At 35.2% G+C, this 20908-nt stretch carries 17 protein-coding genes and 1 pseudogene; 9 read left to right on the top strand and 9 right to left on the bottom strand.

Annotation, left to right across the window (positions count from 1 at the left end; all coding sequences use genetic code 11):
* Positions 1-70: 70 nt before the first annotated feature.
* Positions 71-558: pseudogene (locus IHV12_RS22190) on the bottom strand (NUDIX hydrolase).
* Between the two features lie 171 nt (positions 559-729).
* On the opposite strand from IHV12_RS22190, the gene IHV12_RS22185 reads away from it, so the two are divergent.
* Positions 730-1218, top strand: a complete 489-nt coding sequence (locus IHV12_RS22185) for an SRPBCC family protein (RefSeq protein ID WP_197192271.1) — start codon at positions 730-732, stop codon at positions 1216-1218.
* Between the two features lie 485 nt (positions 1219-1703).
* Here IHV12_RS22185 and IHV12_RS22180 read toward each other — a convergent pair whose 3' ends face one another.
* Complete coding sequence (locus IHV12_RS22180) at positions 1704-2543, bottom strand: tyrosine-type recombinase/integrase (protein WP_197192282.1); 840 nt, start codon at positions 2541-2543, stop codon at positions 1704-1706.
* A gap of 251 nt (positions 2544-2794) precedes the next feature.
* On the bottom strand, positions 2795-4180 hold the full coding sequence (locus IHV12_RS22175; RefSeq protein ID WP_197192270.1) for a PLP-dependent aminotransferase family protein: 1386 nt from the start codon (positions 4178-4180) through the stop codon (positions 2795-2797).
* 126 nt (positions 4181-4306) lie between these two features.
* Here IHV12_RS22175 and IHV12_RS22170 point away from each other — a divergent pair, with 126 nt between their 5' ends.
* A complete protein-coding gene (locus IHV12_RS22170) occupies positions 4307-5233 on the top strand; it encodes a DMT family transporter (protein WP_197192269.1) in 927 nt (308 codons plus the stop codon).
* A 740-nt stretch (positions 5234-5973) separates the two neighbouring features.
* On the opposite strand, the gene IHV12_RS22165 is transcribed toward IHV12_RS22170, so the two are convergent.
* Genes IHV12_RS22165 through IHV12_RS22155 form a run of 3 tightly spaced genes read right to left on the bottom strand, consistent with a single transcriptional unit; the run spans position 5974 to position 8802 of the window.
* On the bottom strand, positions 5974-6786 hold the full coding sequence (locus IHV12_RS22165) for an AAA family ATPase (protein WP_197192268.1): 813 nt from the start codon (positions 6784-6786) through the stop codon (positions 5974-5976).
* Positions 6779-8227: a Mu transposase C-terminal domain-containing protein gene (locus tag IHV12_RS22160; RefSeq protein ID WP_197192267.1), complete on the bottom strand. Its 1449-nt coding sequence runs from the start codon at positions 8225-8227 to the stop codon at positions 6779-6781. The genes IHV12_RS22165 and IHV12_RS22160 overlap by 8 nt, the downstream gene beginning before the upstream one ends.
* Before the next feature lie 20 nt (positions 8228-8247).
* Entirely contained in the window at positions 8248-8802 is a 555-nt protein-coding gene (locus tag IHV12_RS22155) for a recombinase family protein (protein ID WP_197192281.1), read from the bottom strand.
* A 492-nt stretch (positions 8803-9294) separates the two neighbouring features.
* Here IHV12_RS22155 and IHV12_RS22150 point away from each other — a divergent pair, with 492 nt between their 5' ends.
* The 6 genes from IHV12_RS22150 to IHV12_RS22125 all read left to right on the top strand — a co-directional run bounded on the left by IHV12_RS22150 (position 9295) and on the right by IHV12_RS22125 (position 16179).
* Entirely contained in the window at positions 9295-10383 is a 1089-nt protein-coding gene (locus IHV12_RS22150; protein WP_197192266.1) for a polysaccharide deacetylase family protein, read from the top strand.
* 343 nt (positions 10384-10726) lie between these two features.
* Positions 10727-11638, top strand: coding sequence for a DMT family transporter (locus tag IHV12_RS22145; RefSeq protein ID WP_197192265.1), 912 nt, complete (start codon positions 10727-10729; stop codon positions 11636-11638).
* A gap of 679 nt (positions 11639-12317) precedes the next feature.
* Positions 12318-12644, top strand: coding sequence for an inorganic diphosphatase (locus IHV12_RS22140; RefSeq protein ID WP_197192264.1), 327 nt, complete (start codon positions 12318-12320; stop codon positions 12642-12644).
* Between the two features lie 268 nt (positions 12645-12912).
* A complete protein-coding gene (locus tag IHV12_RS22135; RefSeq protein ID WP_017474137.1) occupies positions 12913-13488 on the top strand; it encodes a recombinase family protein in 576 nt (191 codons plus the stop codon).
* A 200-nt stretch (positions 13489-13688) separates the two neighbouring features.
* Positions 13689-14057 carry an ArsR/SmtB family transcription factor gene (locus IHV12_RS22130; RefSeq protein WP_017474136.1) on the top strand — a complete coding sequence of 123 codons (369 nt, stop codon included), beginning with the start codon at positions 13689-13691 and terminating at the stop codon, positions 14055-14057.
* The gene (locus tag IHV12_RS22125) at positions 14050-16179 is read left to right on the top strand and encodes a heavy metal translocating P-type ATPase (RefSeq protein WP_017474135.1); all 2130 of its coding nucleotides are present in this window, start codon (positions 14050-14052) and stop codon (positions 16177-16179) included. Before IHV12_RS22130 ends, IHV12_RS22125 begins: the two co-directional genes overlap by 8 nt.
* A gap of 543 nt (positions 16180-16722) precedes the next feature.
* Here the strand turns inward: IHV12_RS22125 and IHV12_RS22120 are convergent.
* From IHV12_RS22120 to IHV12_RS22110, 3 genes are read right to left on the bottom strand one after another with little or no spacing between them, the layout of a single operon-like run.
* Positions 16723-18696 carry a hypothetical protein gene (locus tag IHV12_RS22120; protein ID WP_197192263.1) on the bottom strand — a complete coding sequence of 658 codons (1974 nt, stop codon included), beginning with the start codon at positions 18694-18696 and terminating at the stop codon, positions 16723-16725.
* Positions 18693-19184 (bottom strand): hypothetical protein, encoded by a 492-nt coding sequence (locus tag IHV12_RS22115; protein ID WP_197192262.1) that lies wholly within the window; start codon positions 19182-19184, stop codon positions 18693-18695. The genes IHV12_RS22120 and IHV12_RS22115 overlap by 4 nt, the downstream gene beginning before the upstream one ends.
* Positions 19165-20493: an SIR2 family NAD-dependent protein deacylase gene (locus IHV12_RS22110; protein ID WP_197192261.1), complete on the bottom strand. Its 1329-nt coding sequence runs from the start codon at positions 20491-20493 to the stop codon at positions 19165-19167. Before IHV12_RS22110 ends, IHV12_RS22115 begins: the two co-directional genes overlap by 20 nt.
* A gap of 279 nt (positions 20494-20772) precedes the next feature.
* Between IHV12_RS22110 and IHV12_RS22105 the strand changes: the two genes are divergently transcribed.
* Positions 20773-20908, top strand: a 136-nt coding sequence (locus IHV12_RS22105) for a YolD-like family protein (protein WP_197192260.1), incomplete at its 3' end; no start/stop codon positions are given.

The following is a 20908-nucleotide window of genomic DNA, read 5'->3' as shown; positions in this document are numbered from 1 at the left end:
TATAACAATATCTTTTTTAATGAAAAAAAGGCTTATCTTGTTCCGGATAAGCCGCCAATTGTGGAATATCTTACATTTTAATTTTCCAACCATTATAAACCTCAACATTTGGATCAAATACACTTTCCTTTAACCACCTAAATGCTTTAAGGACTAGTGGAGATGCATTACTAATATTTGCTGCTTCTTCTGACAACCACAACGCACCCAGAGAGTCTTGATCTTCAAACTGATGAGGTTTCTTTATATCGCCACTGATCTTTTCAACTAAATAATAGGCTGCAATATGATGGACAAATTCACACTCATTCCGAGCCCAAGGTAACATAAAATCTGCAATACCCAAGTTCTTGTCTATTTTCACTTCAAAACCAGTCTCTTCAAGAAATTCTCTTCTTAATGCTTCTGTCAGACTTTCACCATCTTCTAAACTTCCTCCTGGAAGATCATAACGGTTTATGTAAGGTCCTCTGTTCTTATTGATTACTAGTATTTTATTTCCGTCGGCGTAAATGTGTAAACTCCAAAAGCTCGGTGAATCTTTTTATCAGTAATCATTATTTTCTCCTCGCTATATTCTGGAAGTCAAAGGATTACGACTGATATTACACAATACGCTCCCGTTAGTTGAAGAAGTTTATGAAGCAATACTTCAATATTATTATTTCTAAATTTTTACAATAATGTTATTATTGAATTGAAATAATCTTACAAAGGGAGAGGTTTCTTTTGACAACTGCCACAAATGACAAAGTTATTAAAAAAGAGGTAACTATTAATGCACCATTAAATTTAGTATGGTATGCCTGGACAATCTCTGAAAGAGTTTCTGAATGGTTTGCTCCTGAAACAGTAGTAGAACTGAGGGAAGGTGGTGCATATGAACTATATTTTATACCTGGAAATAGTACAAGTATGAATACTAAGGGTTGTAAAATCACAAAACTTATTAATGAAAAAGAGCTACATTTTACTTGGAAAGGACCAGACCAATTTGAGACATTGATGAACAAAGATGATGAATTAACAATTGTTAATGTAAGTTTCAAATCAATCAATGATAATTCTACAAAGGTAATTGTTGAACATATTGGATTTAAAGATAACGAGGACTGGATTGAAGCAATTAACTGGCACCAAATGGCTTGGTCAGGTGTTCTTGATAGTCTAAAATCTGCTCTCGAAAAGGGCGAAGGAAATTTATGTTGCCAACCCTAAAAAATATTTTTATAAACCATCTATATTTTTTAAGTATATAGATGTTTTTTTTTTCCTAAAACATTTTGAACCCTATCTTGTTATGTGCAATAGTTGTTCAACTAAACTGCCCCGTTTGTCGCATAAGAAAAGCAGCCTAGTTTGGCAGCCGATCTGGAGCATAAGCACCCTTTGCTAAACAACCACGTTTTACGACGCCCTACAACTAGCCATTTTTATCTTCTCTTTTTATTAAAATTTTTATAATTTGGTTTGATGAAATAATAAAAGCACATACAGCTAGCGAATAACTAGTGGTATAAAAACTAATATCAAAATAAATATTTCTTATTATTAAAATACAGGCAATGATTAAAACCATTGTGTTGGAAATTAGTAGACTGCTTCTTTTCATATAGTTCATCCTTCCTAACCAATGTTACCATAAAAATCCACACCCCTCTTCTACTCCCCTGTTTGCAAATAAAAAAGCTGCTTCTGCAGCTTCAAAAGAATTTCTTGTATAACTCGCGTCTTAAATGTCCGCTTAGATAAGCGTATACTCTGGTTGTTTCGCTTTTTTCGTGTCCCATTAAATTCTGTATGACCTCTAAAGGTGCTCCATTATTAATAAGAGTCGTTGCGTAACTGTGTCTTAGCTGGTGTGGATGAATACACTTATTGATCCCTGCTCTTTTGGAGATCTGTTTAATGACATATCTCATTTGTGCAATGCTCATGCGATGTGGCGCCCGGGTTGTAACAAACAGAGCTTGTTGATCATCCGTTCTTTCTTCCATATATCTTTTTAGCCAAATACTGCACCGAGTATTAAAGTACACTTCCCTTTCTTTTTTCCCTTTCCCAAATACGATTACCGACTGTTCCGCAAAGTTGATTGCGTGCTTATCTAAGCTTACAACCTCTCCGATCCTGCATCCGGTTGAATACATAAATTCAAATAGAGCTTTTTCAAAAGTGGAGTCACACGCTTCACGTAGCAATTCGATTTCTTCCTCGGTTAAAAACTTAGGAATTCTGCTTTCTGGCTTTGGTTCTTTAATGTTTGATACAGGATTAACCGGAACATAATTCTCTTCCTGAGCCCATTTGAATAAAGATTTAATAAAACGGATTCTATGACAGAGACTTGATGCCTTTAACTCAGCTGCAGCTTCTCCAAGATAAAGTTTTACAGACTCTGTCGTAATATCAGTGATTTGGATGTCCCCAAAGTATTTAATTAACAAGAGCAGCTGTACATTATACACCTTTAATGTCTGAAAGGAATATCCTTGAATTTGTTTATCTGCTTTATATAATTGCCAGGCTTCAGAAACAAGCATCATGAACAACTCCCTGGTACTTTTACATCTAGTGTTCACCTAAAAACCGGAAATTATACTAAGTTAATAGTTTTTTATTCGGTAATTGCACCCTATAGTTTAAGTACAATTCTTCACAAAATTAGTTTTATTATAGGAATGCTGCCCCGTTTGTTTAATAAGAATTTCAGCAAAAAGGTGCCTTAATCCTTCCTAGATCAACGCACCCATTAGTTTAAGTCTATTTCTTCACAAACTTCTTTTTAGGGGTGCTACCCTCCCCATGCTTTTGCCAACGAGTGAACTCCTGAAAAGATCTCTTCCTCAGATAATGCTGCAAAACCCAATAGAATGGTTCGATCGTCACTTAAACCGTAATCTGATACAGGATAAACTTTGATATCATATTTAGCAGCCTGTTCAATAAGCTCTTTTTCCACCATACCGTTATTCATGCGGACTAAAAGATGCAATCCAGAATCCTGGCCAATAATTTCAATTGAATTTGGGAAATGAGTCGAAAGCGCTGTGATGAGTGCATCTCTCTTTTTTTTGTAAACAATCCGCATTTTGTTAATATGTTTTTTCCAGCTGCCTTCCTGCATGAATCTTTTGATGAGCTCCTGGTCAAGCCGAGACACAGACTGAACGAAGTGAAAGTAATGTTCATGGTACTTTTCCATTAACAGTTTGGGAAGAACTATATAAGCCATGCGCAGGGACGGTAGCAACGCTTTTGAAAATGTACCCATATAGATTACTTTTTCATCGGAATCCAGACTTTGTAATGCAGGGATGGGTTTGCCTGAATAACGAAATTCACTGTCATAATCATCCTCGACGATGTATCTTCCCTTTTTTTCCTTAGCCCAGCTCAGCAACTGCTTACGCCTTGATATCGACATTATCATTCCACAAGGAAATTGGTGTGACGGAGTAACAAAAGCAATATTAGCGCCACTTTCCTTTAAGCTGGTTATGCTGATCCCTTCATTATCAAGCGGAATTCCCTTCACATTTTCAGGTCCTTTTTCGAAGGTTACAAGTCTTTTATGGTACCCGGGGTCTTCAACGGCATACAAGCTTCCCTTTAATAACCTAAACAAAAGTTGTATTAGTGTTGGTGTTCCTGACCCAATGATTATCTGGCTCGGCGCTGTCCGGACGCCACGGGATTCGTACAGATAGGAGGCAATTTCTTCACGCAGCTCATATTCTCCCTGAGGATGCCCAATCGTCAGCAAATGTTTACTCTCACCCTTCAAAACATCATTTGCTATTTTTCGAAAAACAGCAAAAGGAAATGAATGGTGATCAACTCCTGTTTGAGTGAAATCGAAAGTGACGTCGCTTTTAAAGATTTTTTCCTTGATATAATCGGAATTTTTTTCAGCATCGGAAAATGTTGGCTGAATTTCGCAGACAAAATACCCTTTTCGTGGGATTCCCTCAATATATCCTTCGGCAACAAGCTGGTCGTACGATGCCTCTACAGTGTTTTGGCTCACGTTTAAATACCGAGAAAGTTTTCGTTTGGAAGGAAGCTTAGTATTTGGCTTAAGCATCCCTTTATCAATCTCTTGCTTAATATAGTTATATAACTGTACATATTGAGGTTCTTTACTATACGAATCAAGTTTTGGTGTTAATTCATACATTCATCTGACCCCCTCCCGATAATAAAAAGTGACCCTACAAACCATGCCAGCCTCTTATTATAATGCATCTATGGAAACATTCCTATTAATTACAATTAAAAAACTATCAGCAGGGAGGCAATCATCATGAAAACAACCCGATATGTCGGACTTTTGATGATAATTAGTGGAGCAGCATTATGGGGTCTCTCCGGACCAATGATCCAGTGGCTTTTTCAATATAGCGAATTATCTCTGAATAATTTCCTTGTTGTACGATTAATTATGGCTGGATTCATCACTCTGGGACTGTTGCATTTCACTCAAAAAAACATTTTTGGCATCTGGAAGAATCGTCGTTCTTGGATTCAACTCATGATTTTTGGTGTGTTGGGTATGCTTGGAGCCCAGTACGTTTTTATAGAAACCATCCGTGTAAGTAATGCAGTGACAGCAGTACTATTCCAATTTCTCGGTCCTGTTTTCATTACCATTTATGTAGCATGGCAGACAAAAAAACTACCAACATTGATGCAATTCCTAGCTGTGATTGCAGCCTTAGCCGGAACCGTTCTCCTGATTACAAATGGCTCAATGGAAAATGTCATGCTATCGAAAAGGGCCATTATTCTTGGTCTGCTAACTACACTTGGTTTTACTTTCTATACACTCCATCCTGTCTCATTGATCAAGGAGTGGGGAACCTCGGTCATCATTGGTTGGGGTATGTTAATTGGCGGCATTGTGCTGTTAATTTTCAAGCATGATTTTAGCGTTGTACAATTGGCCCAAACCTTAACACTCCATACATTTTCGATGATGCTTTTGGTAATTATCTGCGGCACGGTTTCTTTTATACTCTATATTGGCAGTCTGAATTATTTAAGCGCCACTGAAACAAGTTTATTATCCAGTATCGAACCTCTAGTTGCTGCAATTGTGTCTATCGTTTGGTTAAATGTGGGGTTTGGTGCTACTCAACTATTAGGCGGATTTTTTATCGTTGCTGCTGTTGTCATCCTATCATTCCCGGATAGTCAAAATAGGAAAAAACAATTGCAGACGTATATGTAAGCATGTCCTGAAGGGGAAACTGCTGGGACAACACCCCCTAGAAAGGGTTATGTGGTCATTCTAGGACTTAACTGATATAAAATGGTGTGAAGTATTAAAAGATCCTAACCAAGAAGTGAAAGTTGCCATCAACCATAACCTTACTTCTGGTATCAATGAAGTAAAAAAAGACGACTCCTGTACGATACTAACGGGTTCTCATTTGAACTGCAAAATAGAAAAAGGCAAAGCAAATAACAACGCGTTTCACATACGAATTAGCAAACAAAATTGCACTATTTAACAATAAAGAAGGAGCTGGATAGTAAAAATCCTGCTCCTTTCTTTTGTATTCTTGTTAAAAGTTAATCACCCGTTAGCTTAAGTACATTTTTTCACAAACCTATAATATTTTTTGGTTGTTTGGGTAAATTAAAAGCAGACCTTGATTCCTTGGTAGGTTACTGCTTTCATGGGATTTACATTAGACCCTTACTTCATTGTTTGGGTCTATAATAATTTTTCTTGATTCTCTCATATGTTTGTTTTTATTTAATCGGCTTCAAGTTGTTATTACACTAAACTGCCCCGTTAGTTTAAGTACATTTTTTCACAATCTCAATAGAGTAAAGCCTATTGGTACATAATTAAATTATTGTAAATTTAGGTGTTATTTTGCACCTGTTTTAAGCTCTTTTTTGCACTATAAGTAAACATAAAAAAAGCTATTTCTATTATTAAGAGATAGCTTTCTGTTATGTTTATTTAATCCCAATAACTAAACTGTCTCGTGCTGCTTCAACAACTTCTGTAGTAATAGTATCAAGATGATTAATTTCAAGTATTCTCTCAATCTGAGTGAAAAGTCTCTGGATCAGCCTAAAGTTTCCCCCTGTGATCTTAATGATGCTGGTGATTGCCTCATAATCAGAAAAATCTTCTAGCTTTATAGACAGTCCTAATTCTTCCCATTTATACTCCAAAATATGATGTGTTTCATCCTTACTAAGTTTATCAAATTCATGAGCAAATCCTATTCTAGAGTAGAGTTGAGGATATCGAGCTAATCGTTTCTCAATGCCGGGCATTCCAATTAGTATCATTGCTAAGTCATTTCGATCATAAATATCTCTAAGTTGTTCTAAATTCTGCACTTTTAAGCGGTCTATTTCATCAACAATAATCAGGTCAATATCTTCAAATGCATTTGTAAAATACTCTTCTTCTGCACCTCTAGTAATCACCTTATACATACTTCTTACCATATTTATTCTGGTTCCGATAGTATGAATCTCTTCAGTCATTTTAGTAGCCCGTACTGCTGGAGCTGTATAAAAAATTGTTCTTGCATCTAAAATCTTTTCATCTGCATCTAATCCAATTTCATTTGCTTTTTTATAAGCTATTTGCTTTTCAATAGAATCCCAATTCGAATAATACCTTGAGGATAACGTTTTTCCAACGCCAGGTAGTCCATAACAAATCCCTATGTATTTATATTTAATACACGCATCACAAAACTCTGCAAACCTTTTATATTCTTTTGTTTTAATAAATTTCTGCACTTTATTCATTAAAATACCTCTTAAGTTTTGACTTTTTTGTATCAGAGATATTAGGCTGACCCTTTATATCCTTTTGCTTTGCAATGACGATTTCTTCTACAACCGATTTCTTAGGTTCCAATTGTTTTTTAAAATTTTTTCTTATTTTATTTCGTGCAGAAACAATGTCTTTCAAGTCCACCGTATAATCAGAAATTTCGGGAGAAATGGCAGTACATAAGTATTTATCTTTATAAAACACTCGGATCTCTGCAATATCTCTAGGATCATAACGAATTACTACGGTTTCACCAACGTATGCTGCTAAGTTTGTATCTATATATCTCAATCCTTGAAAGTGAATACCATCTGAATGAACTTTTCTCGGTTTTGCTACATTTAATAATAGTAAATCCAAACTTTCTAAACTTTCTGGCATATTAGGAAGAAATCCCGAATTATTCCATGCAAGTATCGGTTCTTTTTTTGTTGTACCATGAACCCTGTGATGATAGTTATATAAGATGAAATTTGCAAACTTTTCATCTAGTTCTTTAAGGGTGAGAAGTGAAGTGCTATTTTGATTGACCAAATAACCCGGTAAATCTTGTAGGAACAATTGATTGACTGTTAAAAAGAATCTTTCTATTTTCCCTCGTCCTCTTGGTACACCTACTGTTGAAAAGACTAAATTGATTTTTAAATCAATTCCCACTTGCTCTAAATGGTTGGATGTAAAATCACTTCCATGGTCTGTATAAAATTTTTCGGGGATACCACATATTGGCCAATCGGGATTACTCTTTTTCCATATGGCTTGGTGTAAGACCAAAGATGTGTGTATAGCAGAGGGTGCTTGAAAGGTTAAAAAATATCCAGCGACTGCTCGACTATAATCATCTAAAATAATTGTCAGCCAAGGTCTTTCTGGTTTTCCTTTTTCATTTAAAACGATAATATCTAATGGGGTATGATCGGCTTGCCAAATCTCATTAGGGTAATTAGCCTCTCGTCGGTGAATCAAGTCATAATTGTTTTGATATTCTTTTTTTCCTTCATAGGCTAATTTCTTTAAGCCTGGTGAAAGAGATTTAGAAATAGAGTAAACTTGATAATAACTAGGTTGTTTCCAGTTGTTCCTTTTGCAAGTCTCACCTATCTTCCTATGAATAGAAGTGACTGAGTTTCCTTTGTGATTAAGTATCAAATTCTGAATCTCTTCCAACACTTTTTTTTCTACTTTAAAACTTCCCGACTCTTTTCGATTTTTTCGAATCAAGCCTTTTAATCCGAATTGTTTGTACTTACTAATCCAATATTGTAGTGTTCGTATCGAGATATCTGATTCCTCAGCAATTGCTTTTAAACTTTTCTCGTTGTTAAGATATGGATCGATTAACCTGTATTTATCCATAGCTTTTTGTCTCTGATCTTCTGAATAAGCTGTTAATGGAGGATGTTCATTCGGCATAGATATCAAACCCTTTCGATTTATTGTCTTTCTAAATAGCGATAAATCGTCGTGCGAGACACGCCCCACTTTTCTGCAACATCTTTTATCGGTGTACCACTTTCAATCAAAGCCTTCATCATTTCAATATCTTTCGGTCCATACTTCTCCGGGCGCCCACCTAGCCGCCCACGCGCCCTTGCAGCTACTCGTCCTGCAACTGAGCGTTCCTCGATCAAATTACGTTCAAATTCTGCAAACGCTGCGAATAAGTGAAACATCAATTGCCCCGTTGCATTGCGCTTGTCCATTGATAGGTTTTCTTGCAGACTATGAAAGCCAACACCTCGTTCATTTAAACTGTTCACAATTTGAATTAAATCTTGCATGTTACGTCCTAGTCGGTCCAATCGCCAAACGACAATTGTATCGCCTTCACGTGCATATTGAAGTGCTTCCTCTAAACCGGGACGTTGTTTTTTTGTACCACTCATCTTATCCTGAAAAATTTTCATGCAACCATGTTTCGTTAACGCATCATTTTGTAAATCTAAATTTTGTAATCCTGTTGACACACGTGCATATCCAATTAACACCAATTATCACTCTTTCTTATTATTGATCTGGTTTAATTGTACCATAAGATGAAAATCAATAGGTTATTGAACATAGAATGATGAACAGAGTTTTATTACATTCAAACCAATAAAAAGGAGACCCTTTCTAATCAAATACAAGCGTGTTCAGAAAAGGGAGGAGTTTTGTAACAAATAATTGGGTTTAAGAAATATTGGCAGCTTGCATTTTTGATAAAGAACTTTTTTAAAATTTTGTTCCGCAATCGGGCCAGATAATGGAATAACAAGTAATAACTTATTTGGATTTTTTATGTTATTGAGAGTGTGAAAAATTAAAGAGCTTTTTAGAATCCTTCTAGTTAGCCTCTCGGAAATTATCTGCAGTGATAATATTATCGCTCATACTCTTATGACGCTCTCTATTATTTCCAATAAAAAACTGTTTTGTAATTTATGTTTTGTTGGTAAAATCCTTTCTGTAAGAAAAAGAAAAACACACAGGGGGATTCAATGATTAAAGTTAGCAAATTGGAAGGGAAAAGAACAATTTTGGCCATTCTTCTCATTTCCTTCATCATAACTGGTCTTTTTGGAGTAGCGCCAGCCAAGGCTGCTACAGTTTCATCTGCTTATTTTTCTGTGGATGGTCAACTCATTAAGACGACCTACTATATGCAAAATGGCCGTGTTATGGTACCAGATCTATTCTTCAAGCACACAGGTGCTACTGTTGACAAGAATGAGAAATACAACTCTATTGCTGTTGAGAGAAATAATATTGTTGCTCTCCCATTGGAAAAGGCATACATGGACTACTACGTGAAAGAAAAAAATAAGTGGATTCGCGAGTACCATGCTATTACAACAACTGTTATCAATGGTCGTCCATACATTCCATTATTGGTAACTGCACAAAAATTAGGCATGACAGTTACCTACGATTCAAAAATCAATCGAACCTATATTCAAACAAACACTCCAGTAGAGAACAAGCCAATCGCTATCGAAAAAGGAGATACAACGGAAAAGAAAATTGCCTTAACTTTCGATGATGGTCCAGACAAAATTATTACACCTCAAATTTTAGATATATTAAAAGAAAAAGGTGTACCAGCTACGTTTTTTGTAGTTGGAGAGCAAGTTTCTTATTTTCCGCAGTTGGCTAAAAGGATGGTAGATGATGGTCATACCATTGCAAACCATACATGGAATCATCCTGAATTATCCAAACTATATACTGCTCAAGTCATCCAACAGATTTCATCTACCAATGAAATCATTGAAAGGGTGACAGGAGTGAAGGCTACTTTATTAAGACCACCTTATGGAGACTATACTGCAGCTGATGCTCTTGTATTTGAAAAACTTGGATTTAAAAACATCATGTGGTCTGTTGATACAATTGATTATAGTGGTAAATCAGCAGAGGAAATTCTTACTATTGTGCATAGGGATAAATCTCCAGGAGGAATTGTCCTCCAGCACAACTTCCAAAACACCAAATTACAAGGCACAGTTGATGCGCTACCACAGATGATTGACCAATTAAGAGCAGAAGGCTATGAGTTTGTAACAATTGACAACTTATTGGCAAAATAAAAGATTAATCTTTTTATGTTAATGGGTGTTAGGTCGCGCCTACACCTGTATTGACCGGATAATTCAAACCCCTCGTTGACTTTAAAAAGTCAACGAGGGGTTTTTTCTGTTTGTACAGATGTAAAACAGCTTTAGAATGAGTAATTTATTAACGCTATTGACATGCATTACAGCTCTTGCGCTTTTTATTCCGCAATCGGGCGCAATTCTGTAGCAAGAATTGTGCTCTTTGTTCATATTAGGGCCAGATTGTTGAATAACGCCTATGAGGAAAAATTTGATATTCATGTTAAAATTAGAATGATTTTTATAATATATACATAGGAAATTGAGGAATATAAAAATGGGGCCTAAAGAGAATATTTCTGAAAAACGAACTTATACAATAGGTGTAATTGCGCTATTGTTATCAGCTTTATTAACTGCAACTAGTCAAGTATTTTACGCAAGCCGTGTACAAAATGGGCATCCATTTGTATTTACGGGCATCAGTTTCTTTTTGACTGCTTGCTTTTTTTCCTTTTTTGCGAGAAATCAAAAGGTAGAATATAAATGGAAATCAACATGGCAATCGCTGCTTAAGTTAAATTTGGCCTCTGTACTAGCCTTTATGGGATTTTACTATGCATTGAAATTCATTGAACCAGCAATCGTTAGTTCGCTTGAAATGGGGTTAGGACCATTATTTGTCATCTTCCTTGCATTAACACAGCGACAGATTGTCGCTAAAGAGCAGTGGGGAATTGCACTGGGTACTTTGTTAGCATGCTTCTTATTAATCATTTCTATCTTTAATGGTAATTCTGGTGTTCAAATGAATCAAAATATAAATACTATTTTAGGTGTAATAGCTAGTGTTTTTTGTGGTCTAGGAGCTGTACTCTGTACGAACTATTCAAAGCTATTAAGTTCGGCCGGGTGGACAAGTTCTATGATTTTAACACACCGTTTTTATGGTATCGTACTTTTATCTTTTATTTTCACCTACGATATTTTGATTGACTATATTTTTACTAACGTACAGTGGATTTTGCTTGTAACAATTGCAGGTGTCTTAATCCCAATGTATTTATTACAGAAAGGTATTCAATATTGTGAGACGTTCTTAGTGATGATGTCGCTCTGTTTCATACCTGTGTTTACATATTTCTTTCAACTTTTCGATCCAAGATTATCTTGGTCTACAACGACTTTACTCGGTGTTATTTTATTATTTGTCTTAGGTGTCTTTAGTATTTATGTAGAGAAAAAATAAGATCAATTATAGATCCTTTTAAAACAGAATTATATGTGCACTGAGTGATTTTAATAAGAAGACGCGTTTATTAATCCTTTATTAGTTGTTCAGCAATCGGGCGCTTATCTGTTATAAGGTAAGTGTCCTTTTTAATGGAATAAAAGATTGAGTTAATCACCTAATTTTGAAATAATTGGTATTAAGCAATCGGGCAGGATTGTGGAGGATTCGGTTTTCTTTCAAGTGCGTTAGTCCAAGAAAATAAGTTACTTAGGCTGCTTTTTTGTTCCAAATAACTGGGTATTTTAGTTGAATAGGTGGGTTTGGGTAATATAGAAGTAGAGGTGATTTGATGCAGGTGTTTTTATTTTATTTACTGGCATTCGGAGGTGTTTTCCTGATGTTTATTAGCGTCATAAATATGTGGATTATAGATAGGGAAAATAAAAAAAGTGAAGAAAAGAAAAGTAAATCTATACATATAAAGTTACTGATTGTTGGAGGAATTGTTTTTATCTTATCCCGTATATTACACGGACAACTTCTTTAAACAATGCAGCATTTCACTCCTTATTAAGCTATCGGGGGTAGGTTGCAGCAGAGTGGCATAACTCTTTGATTAATGAGGACTTGGCAATTGAATGATTTCTGTTAAATAGGTGTTAGTAAACTGTCTGGTTAAGGAAGGAGTTATTTTATGGTAACGAGTTATCTCAATAAAAGAGTAAGAATAAAAGTTGATAGACCATTAGGATCCATCCATCCCGTGTATAATTTTATTTACCCTCTAAATTATGGATATATTCCGGACACAATGGCAGACGACGGTGAAGAAATTGATGCATATATTGTTGGAGAGTTTGAACCGTTGATAGCGTTTGAAGGCAAGGTTATAGCAATTGCCAAGAGAAATAACGATGTTGAAGATAAACTTATTGTTTCAAATAAACATTATTCGCCTGAACAGATTAAAGCATTAATTGAATTTCAAGAACGTTTCTTTGATACCGAAATAATTACCTAATTTTTCTTATCCAACAATCGGGGGCGATTGTTGAACAAGAAGCAGTTGCTTTTATACTAAACAGATCAGAATAATTCTATAAATGATTGGATGAAAATTATAAAGAAACCCAGCTAATCTTCCTATGAGAAGGTAGCTGGGTTTTTAAGGTTAATGTGCAAAATAACACTTAAAATAAGTGCAAATTATCGCTCGAATTGACAAGTAGACTGGTAAAATCATAGTTAAGAGCGTCTCATAAGACTTGTCTCAAAAGTGAGGTGATATTTTGCGGAAAATTGGTTATGTACGTGTCAGTTCAACTAGTCAAAACCCTTCAAGACAATTTCAGCAGCTAAGCGAATTCGGAATGGATATTATATACGAAGAAAAAGTTTCTGGGGCAACGAAGGAACGTGAGCAACTTCAAAAAATGTTAGAGGACTTACAAGATGGTGACACCATTTATGTTACAGATTTAACTCGAATTACTCGTAGTACACAAGATTTATTTGAATTGATCGATTACATACGAAGGAAAAAAGCCAGCTTAAAATCACTCAAGGATACATGGCTAGATTTATCAGAGGATAATCCATACAGCCAATTCTTAATTACAGTAATGGCTGGTGTTAACCAGTTAGAGAGAGATCTTATCCGTATGCGTCAACGTGAAGGGATTGAGCTGGCTAAGAAAGAAGGAAAGTTTAAAGGTCGGATAAAGAAATATCATAAAAATCATGCGGGAATGAATTATGCAGTAAAGCTATATAAAGAAGGAAATATGACTGTAAATCAAATTTGTGAAATTACAAATGTGTCTAGGGCTTCATTATATAGAAAGCTATCGGAAGAGAACAAATAGTTCAGTCCTATTCCATTAATTGGCCAGATAATGTTATGTACTTAAAGTCTTATGCAGTTTGGTTATTTTGTTATTAGAATTGGGTACTCCAATTCTTTTTTTATGAATTTTTTTACTCATTCAAACAAACACTTGAATGAATTATTAAAAATGGTTATACTATATTCAAATAAACACTTGAATGATATTGGGGTGAGAATGTGATTAAGAAAGATACTTGTGAAATTTATTGTTATGACGAAGAAAAGGTCAATCGAATACAAGGTAATTTACAGACAGTAGATATTTCTAGTGTTGCCCAAATGTTAAAAGCTATTGCAGATGAAAATAGAGCAAAAATTACCTATGCTTTATGTCAAGATGACGAACTGTGTGTGTGTGATATAGCAAATATTATAGGTGTTACGGTTGCAAATGCCTCTCATCACCTGCGAACGCTCCATAAGCAAGGGATTGTTAAGTTTCGAAAAGAGGGAAAACTTGCATTTTATTCATTAGATGATGAGCATATCAGACAAATTATGATGATTGCATTGGCACATAAGAAAGAGGTGAAGATCAATGTCTAGTGGGAAAGCAAAACTGTCTGAAGAAGAAATGAAAGCCTATCGTGTTCAAGGATTTACTTGTACTAACTGTGCAGCCATTTTTGAAAATAATGTTAAAGAACTTCCCGGTGTTCAGGATGCGAAAGTAAATTTCGGAGCATCTAAAGTTTATGTTAAAGGGACGACAACCATTGAAGAATTAGAAAAAGCAGGAGCATTTGAAAATTTAAAAATTCGAGATGAAAAAGAACAAAGGGTAGAACGAGAACCTTTTTGGAAGCAGAAAGAAAACATTAAGGTATATATATCAGCTCTTTTACTTGTAGTTAGCTGGTTCTTAGGAGAGCAGTATGGTGAAGAGCATGTTCTACCGACAATTGGTTATGCAGCGTCCATTTTAATCGGTGGATATTCGTTATTCATTAAAGGTCTCAAAAATCTAAGCAGATTAAATTTCGATATGAATACGCTTATGACTATTGCAATTATAGGAGCTGCAATCATTGGTGAATGGGGTGAAGGGGCAACCGTTGTTATCCTATTTGCGATTAGTGAAGCATTAGAGCGTTATTCAATGGATAAAGCACGTCAATCTATTGAATCTTTAATGGATATTGCCCCAAAAGAAGCGTTAATTCGACGAGGCAATGAAGAAATGATGATTCATGTTGATGATATTCAAGTTGGAGACATCATGATTGTTAAGCCCGGTCAAAAGTTAGCAATGGATGGAATAGTGGTTAAAGGTACATCGACATTAAATCAGGCTGCGATTACAGGTGAAAGTGTTCCAGTAACGAAAACCACAAATGATGAAGTATTTGCAGGAACCTTGAATGAAGAAGGGTTACTTGAGGTTAAAGTAACAAAACGAGTTGAAGATACTACTCTTTCAAAAATCATTCACTTGGTAGAAGAAGCCCAAGCAGAACGGGCCCCTTCTCAAGCGTTTGTCGATAAATTTGCAAAATACTATACACCAGCTATTGTCATACTAGCTCTTTTAATTGCGGTAGTTCCACCATTATTTGGCGGAGACTGGAGCCAATGGATTTATCAAGGCTTAGCTGTATTAGTGGTTGGTTGTCCTTGTGCCTTAGTAGTCTCAACTCCAGTTGCTGTGGTTACAGCAATAGGAAATGCAGCGAAAAATGGTGTTTTAATTAAAGGTGGTATCCATTTAGAAGAAGCAGGACACTTAAAAGCGATAGCCTTTGATAAAACAGGAACATTAACCAAAGGGATTCCTGCTGTAACAGACATTGTGACATATGGTAGAAATGAAAATGAATTAATGACCATAACAGCAGCCATTGAAAAAGGATCACAGCACCCTCTTGCTTCAGCGATTATGCGAAAAGCAGAAGAAAATGGATTAAAATTCAACGAAGTAACAGTAGAGGATTTTCAATCCATTACAGGTAAAGGCGTTAAAGCCAAAATAAATAATGAAATGTATTATGTGGGAAGTCCAAATCTTTTTGAGGAATTACACGGAAGCATTTCAAGCGATAGGAAAGAAAAAATTGCCGATATGCAAACTCAAGGTAAAACGGTGATGGTGTTAGGAACAGAAAAAGAAATTCTTTCGTTTATTGCCGTAGCCGATGAAATGAGGGAATCGTCTAAAGAAGTTATCGGCAAGTTGAACAATATGGGAATCGAAACAGTGATGCTAACAGGCGATAACCAAAGAACGGCAACAGCCATCGGAAAACAAGTTGGTGTTTCGGATATTAAAGCTGACTTACTTCCAGAAGATAAGCTTAATTTTATTAAAGAACTTCGAGAAAAACATCAAAGTGTGGGGATGGTCGGAGATGGCGTGAATGATGCTCCAGCCCTTGCGGCATCTACCGTTGGTGTAGCAATGGGTGGTGCTGGAACTGATACAGCTTTAGAAACGGCTGACATCGCCTTAATGTCTGATGATTTGAGTAAATTGCCATATACAATAAAATTAAGCCGTAAGGCTTTAGCAATCATCAAGCAAAACATTACCTTCTCTTTGGCGATTAAATTAGTGGCATTACTTTTGGTCATGCCCGGTTGGTTAACACTTTGGATAGCTATATTTGCTGATATGGGAGCAACTTTACTTGTAACATTAAACAGTTTACGCTTATTGAAAATCAAAGAATAGGTTCTAAAATGGGCGTCAACTATCGGGTGCGATCATTGAAAACAATGTTATGCTTCAAAAGGGATATTAACAGGAAATATACAACTAAAGGACGCTTTAACTGAGCAACGGAAAAAAGCCAAATTTCTCAATTGATGTTGAGAAATTTGGCTTTTTAGTATGGGAATTTCCTTAGCGTTGTAAATCCGCATTTTCCTGACGCTACCCCTTCAAACAAATTCCTCAAGAAAATAAAGGTTCGCCTAAAGGCGATTTAAACTAGACAAAAAAGAAGAAAAGAAACTCCGGCTACTTTTTTTCGAGTTTTTGAACTTTTTAATGTCTTAGCGTACAAAAACTCATAAATATGTTTGTCGATTTGTGCTTAGCGTATGTTTTGTGCGAAATGATGTTGATGAGACCCTAGCTGGAGTGTTTTTAAAAAAACTTATATTTACATTTACAGGTTTTTTTATCAAACATTATTTTAAACAAGAAAAAGGAGCATAAGTTGGTACTCAATAATGCCCCCTGTTTATAAATAACATATGAATTAGTTACTTATTAATCCTCTTCCGAAAAATCATTTTTAGCTATATCGATTAAACCTTTTTCACCACTTAGGAAAGTATACTTAGTATATTTATCAACTTTTTTAGGTGGAGTGTTTTCTACAAGTATGATTTGGTAGCTTTCACTTAATTCAATTAAAATCTCATACAGCTCTTCATATACTTCCGGGTCGTTAATTTTCCCTTTTCCCTCCTCTACAGATTGATCTTTATAGAGATTGGGCGGTTGATTTTGCTCCATATTCAGTTCTTGCGAATCATCCTTTTTTAGAGTACCTAGATATTTACTGATAGAATCTAACAACAAAAAGCCTGGGTGTCCAGGAGCGTATCCTTCCGTTTTGCTATTCAAAATTGACCCCAAATACGACAGCTGCATACATTCTAACAGACCTCCACTTTCATGTTCATACACACTTGCGCCCTCAAAATACGGAATATACTTTTCAGGATGAATGAAGGTTTCACCATCTGTCTTGTATTTCAATCTTGTCATGAAATCTTTGTACTGGGTATTAAGAAACTTAAAGACCTCTTCTCGATAGTCTTCACTTACTTGCAGTGCCTTTAGTTCTCCTTTTAGGCGAATTACTGTAGATTCTAAATCAGCAATGTGCTTATTCTTTTCATCAATTTTATGATGAATTCGTAATCCCTCTTTAACCATTTCATGGTCTTTAATAAGCCTATTTATCATGCTATTTATGCTATCAATCTGAGAGAGAAACGGGACATCAGTTTCTTTAACAAATTCAAGGATTGCTTCATCAAATATAGCTTGCTTCCTCGTCAACCTTTTAATTTTCTTGTCTATTTCTTCAATACTCTTTATTTCATTGGTAAGTAAATTTGTGACCAATGTGATTTTGTTAGTAATTTCTTTTTTCACGTTATGTAGCATCTTTTCCGGATTGGTTTTTTTATGCTGTTCATGCGTATGATTTTGTACTGTAGAATTACAAAGAGGGCATTCAATATTTTGATCCGAAATCACTAGTTCGTAATTCACTTCTAATGTTGCATTTACTTCTGCTTGTTCAACCTTGTACTCTTCCACCAACATTTTTTTAGAATTGATTGATAGCTGCAGTTGTTTCTTTTCACGCTGATAATCATATATTTCATTAGCTATCTCTTCCAAATCCTTCTTCAGCTTAATATACATTTCGTTTTCATTATTGTTATTGGATTTGCTGTTTTGTATAACCACTATCTTGGCTTGTTTTTGCTCTTCGATATTTTTGTTAAACCTTTCAGACTTTGCCTGCAACTGAATACGATCCTCAGCATCCTTGTCTTTTAAGTATGAGTTTAACCCAGATATTTCCTTGCTCGTTTTCTCAATTTCATTTTCAGTACTCACCAATTGTTCATTTAACGCATCTTTGTCCACTTCTACCAGGTTAAACATCAGTTTGAAGGCATGAGGGTTTTTGTAGCGTTTAAATGGATCATTGTTCTCTAAAAAGTTGTTAGTCCCCAGTACATGCTGATTTATGTAAACATACCTAAAAATATCACGATAAGATATGGTTTCTAATTCCTTTTTATTGCTATGCTTTTGATGTTTAATTATCTTGTATTCATTGATGTTCAGCTTTCTCATCAAGAATTCCATTACTTCTTTAATCCCTAGCGTTTTTGGAGTATACTCATCTAAATCCTCAAAAGCACAGAAATAAATACTGATTTTAGTCTGTCTCTCTTTCAACAGCCGGTTTAAAGTGATCGTTTCATCATTAATTTTTATTTCAAGGAAAGCCTGATCACAATATGCATCCAATTCTTTTTGAACTGTTAAATCAATTTTACTTTTCTTACCCAAACAATAGTCAATCAAGCTGAGAACCAAAGATTTTCCCGATGTCTTATCTCCACTTATAATAGTAAGTTTATCATTAAAACTAATAGTCCTTTTATATGACATTCCTTGAATAACTAATTTATTTATGAATATAGAGCTCACTGATGCACCCCCTTCATCACTTTTAGATTATTAGCTGAAAAAGCCACTTTTTCAAAAGCGTTTGCATACTCTTCTTTTAAATTCGAGAAGAATTCGGAATCCATTTTTTCAAAAAATTCTATGCCTGTTGAAGTCAGTTGGACTGTTATCTCGTCTAACTTTTTGGTTAGATCCCCCTTTAGGTCTATAAATTGAAGGTGTGACATATTCAGAAGAATCCCATTAATTTTTGTTTCAAAGCGGAAATATAAATTGGGCGATGGAGATAAACCGTTCCTATTTTCTTCGCTAGTCTCAAATAACTTGATCAGATCAAAATTGACAAGGCTGTAATAAAACATGATTTCCGATACTTTTCTACGTTTCTTGGCCTTTAGCGAAAAAGCATACATTAGGCAAAGTGTCTTCACCAAATCTAACTTTTCGTTATTGAATAAAAGTTCAATGGAAGGAGGAACTGATGTATTTTTATTGGTCAGGTTGCTCATTGAATCGCTCCTTTCCCCACCAAACATCCATTGTTTCATCCTCGGCTAAAAGGTGAATTAAACCCCTATTCTCGTTTTCATCTGACTTATTATCTTCAAATAACACTGCATATCTTCCAAAGTCAAACTCCTCTAAACTTTCATGAATAACTGTTAAAAACTGTTCACTGTTTCCATATATTTTGTATGTATCAACATAACGTTCTTTATATTTGGTAAACACCTTACCCAATATGGCACCAATAACGTCTAAAGACATACCCGCTTGTTTCAATGCTCGCATGTATTCCTCGGACGCCACATAAAATATTGAACTTAATTCGATAATAGACTCATCGATGTTCTCTAACTTTAGTTTTTTGTAGAACAAGTTACCTTTTACATTCTTTTTGAAATGCGCTAATCCCGCTCCGAGAACAACAGAACTTGCAGAACCCATAGGCGTACCATCTGATCCATTAGGAAATCCGTTTATTTTATCCTCTACCTGTGGCTCAGCTATTTGATTCAGTATTTTTCTTATTTGAGCTACATGTGTGGAACCTTCCGTTTCATAAGGGATAGTAATTAAACCATAATCTTCACGTAATTCCCTCATTCTGGAATTAGTAGGATTGGCCAGAAGAATATAATGTATCCCATTAAGATACTGCTTGTAATCTTTAATTAAATTACTTACGAACTTATCATCAAAAGAAAAACCCATAAACAATAGGTTTTTACTACTAGTAACCGCTTTTAACAATTCCCCATACTTTTCATTACTATAAAGAGCTTCGTAGCTGCTTCTACTAATAACAATTGATCCCGGATTAGCTGTATAACCATGAAGATGACAAATTCGCTTTTCATCAAACATATCTTGAGTACTAAAATCTAATTCCTTAAGTAAAATAGGAACTTCATCACTCTTTAAATGTTCATATAAAAGATTTTCATAGTTTGTTGTCAGATGAAGTTTGAATTTCATCTTCGCCAAATCAGAGTAATTGTGTAAGTTGTCATCTTTAACATGTTCTTTATTTCGTTTTATTAATGTCACTATCATTTTTTGAATATCTTGATCTGCTAATCTTGCATATTTCTTTATCTCATCAATTGCACCCCAATAATCATTACTCTCAAGATGCCAATCGACAACACTTCGTAGCATTACCTCTATATTGTCCTTAGCATATTTATCAGTAATAGCCCTTATTAAATCTCCCCATGTCGGTATTTTGAATGGCACTGATAACCCTGCTCCGATAAAAGGGACTACTTTATTATCATGGTAAGCATCTCTTAGTTGCTCTAAGTTACCATCCATGCGATCTCCTCTTTCTATATTCAACTCAATACGTTTTCTGAGTATATTTATATCTATTCTAACAAATAGTACCATTGTCATACAGTCAATATGGTTTAAAATAAAGCTGTTTTATATGTTACTTGCCTTAACGCTGTAAATCCGCATTTTGGGGACTAAATCCCATAAAGAAATTCATGAATTTATTGCAACGATAGTATTATTAAAAATTCATTATTAAACGAACATATATTCTCGTATAATATATAGAAAGGATTGAATTGTGCGGAGGGATTTACTATGATACGTGATCGTGGAAATGTTAAGTGGACAGCAATGATGCTGCCAGAACATGTTAAGGCACTACGAGCCTTTGATTCAGATCAAACAAAGAAAGAGAAACCTGAACTTGATGAAAAGCACCTCTCCCTAATGG

Source organism: Fictibacillus sp. 7GRE50, assembly GCF_015903875.1.
GTDB classification, from domain to species: domain Bacteria; phylum Bacillota; class Bacilli; order Bacillales; family Fictibacillaceae; genus Fictibacillus; species Fictibacillus phosphorivorans.
Note: the sequence above shows the minus strand (reverse complement) of the source record. Positions and strands in the feature narration are given on the sequence as shown.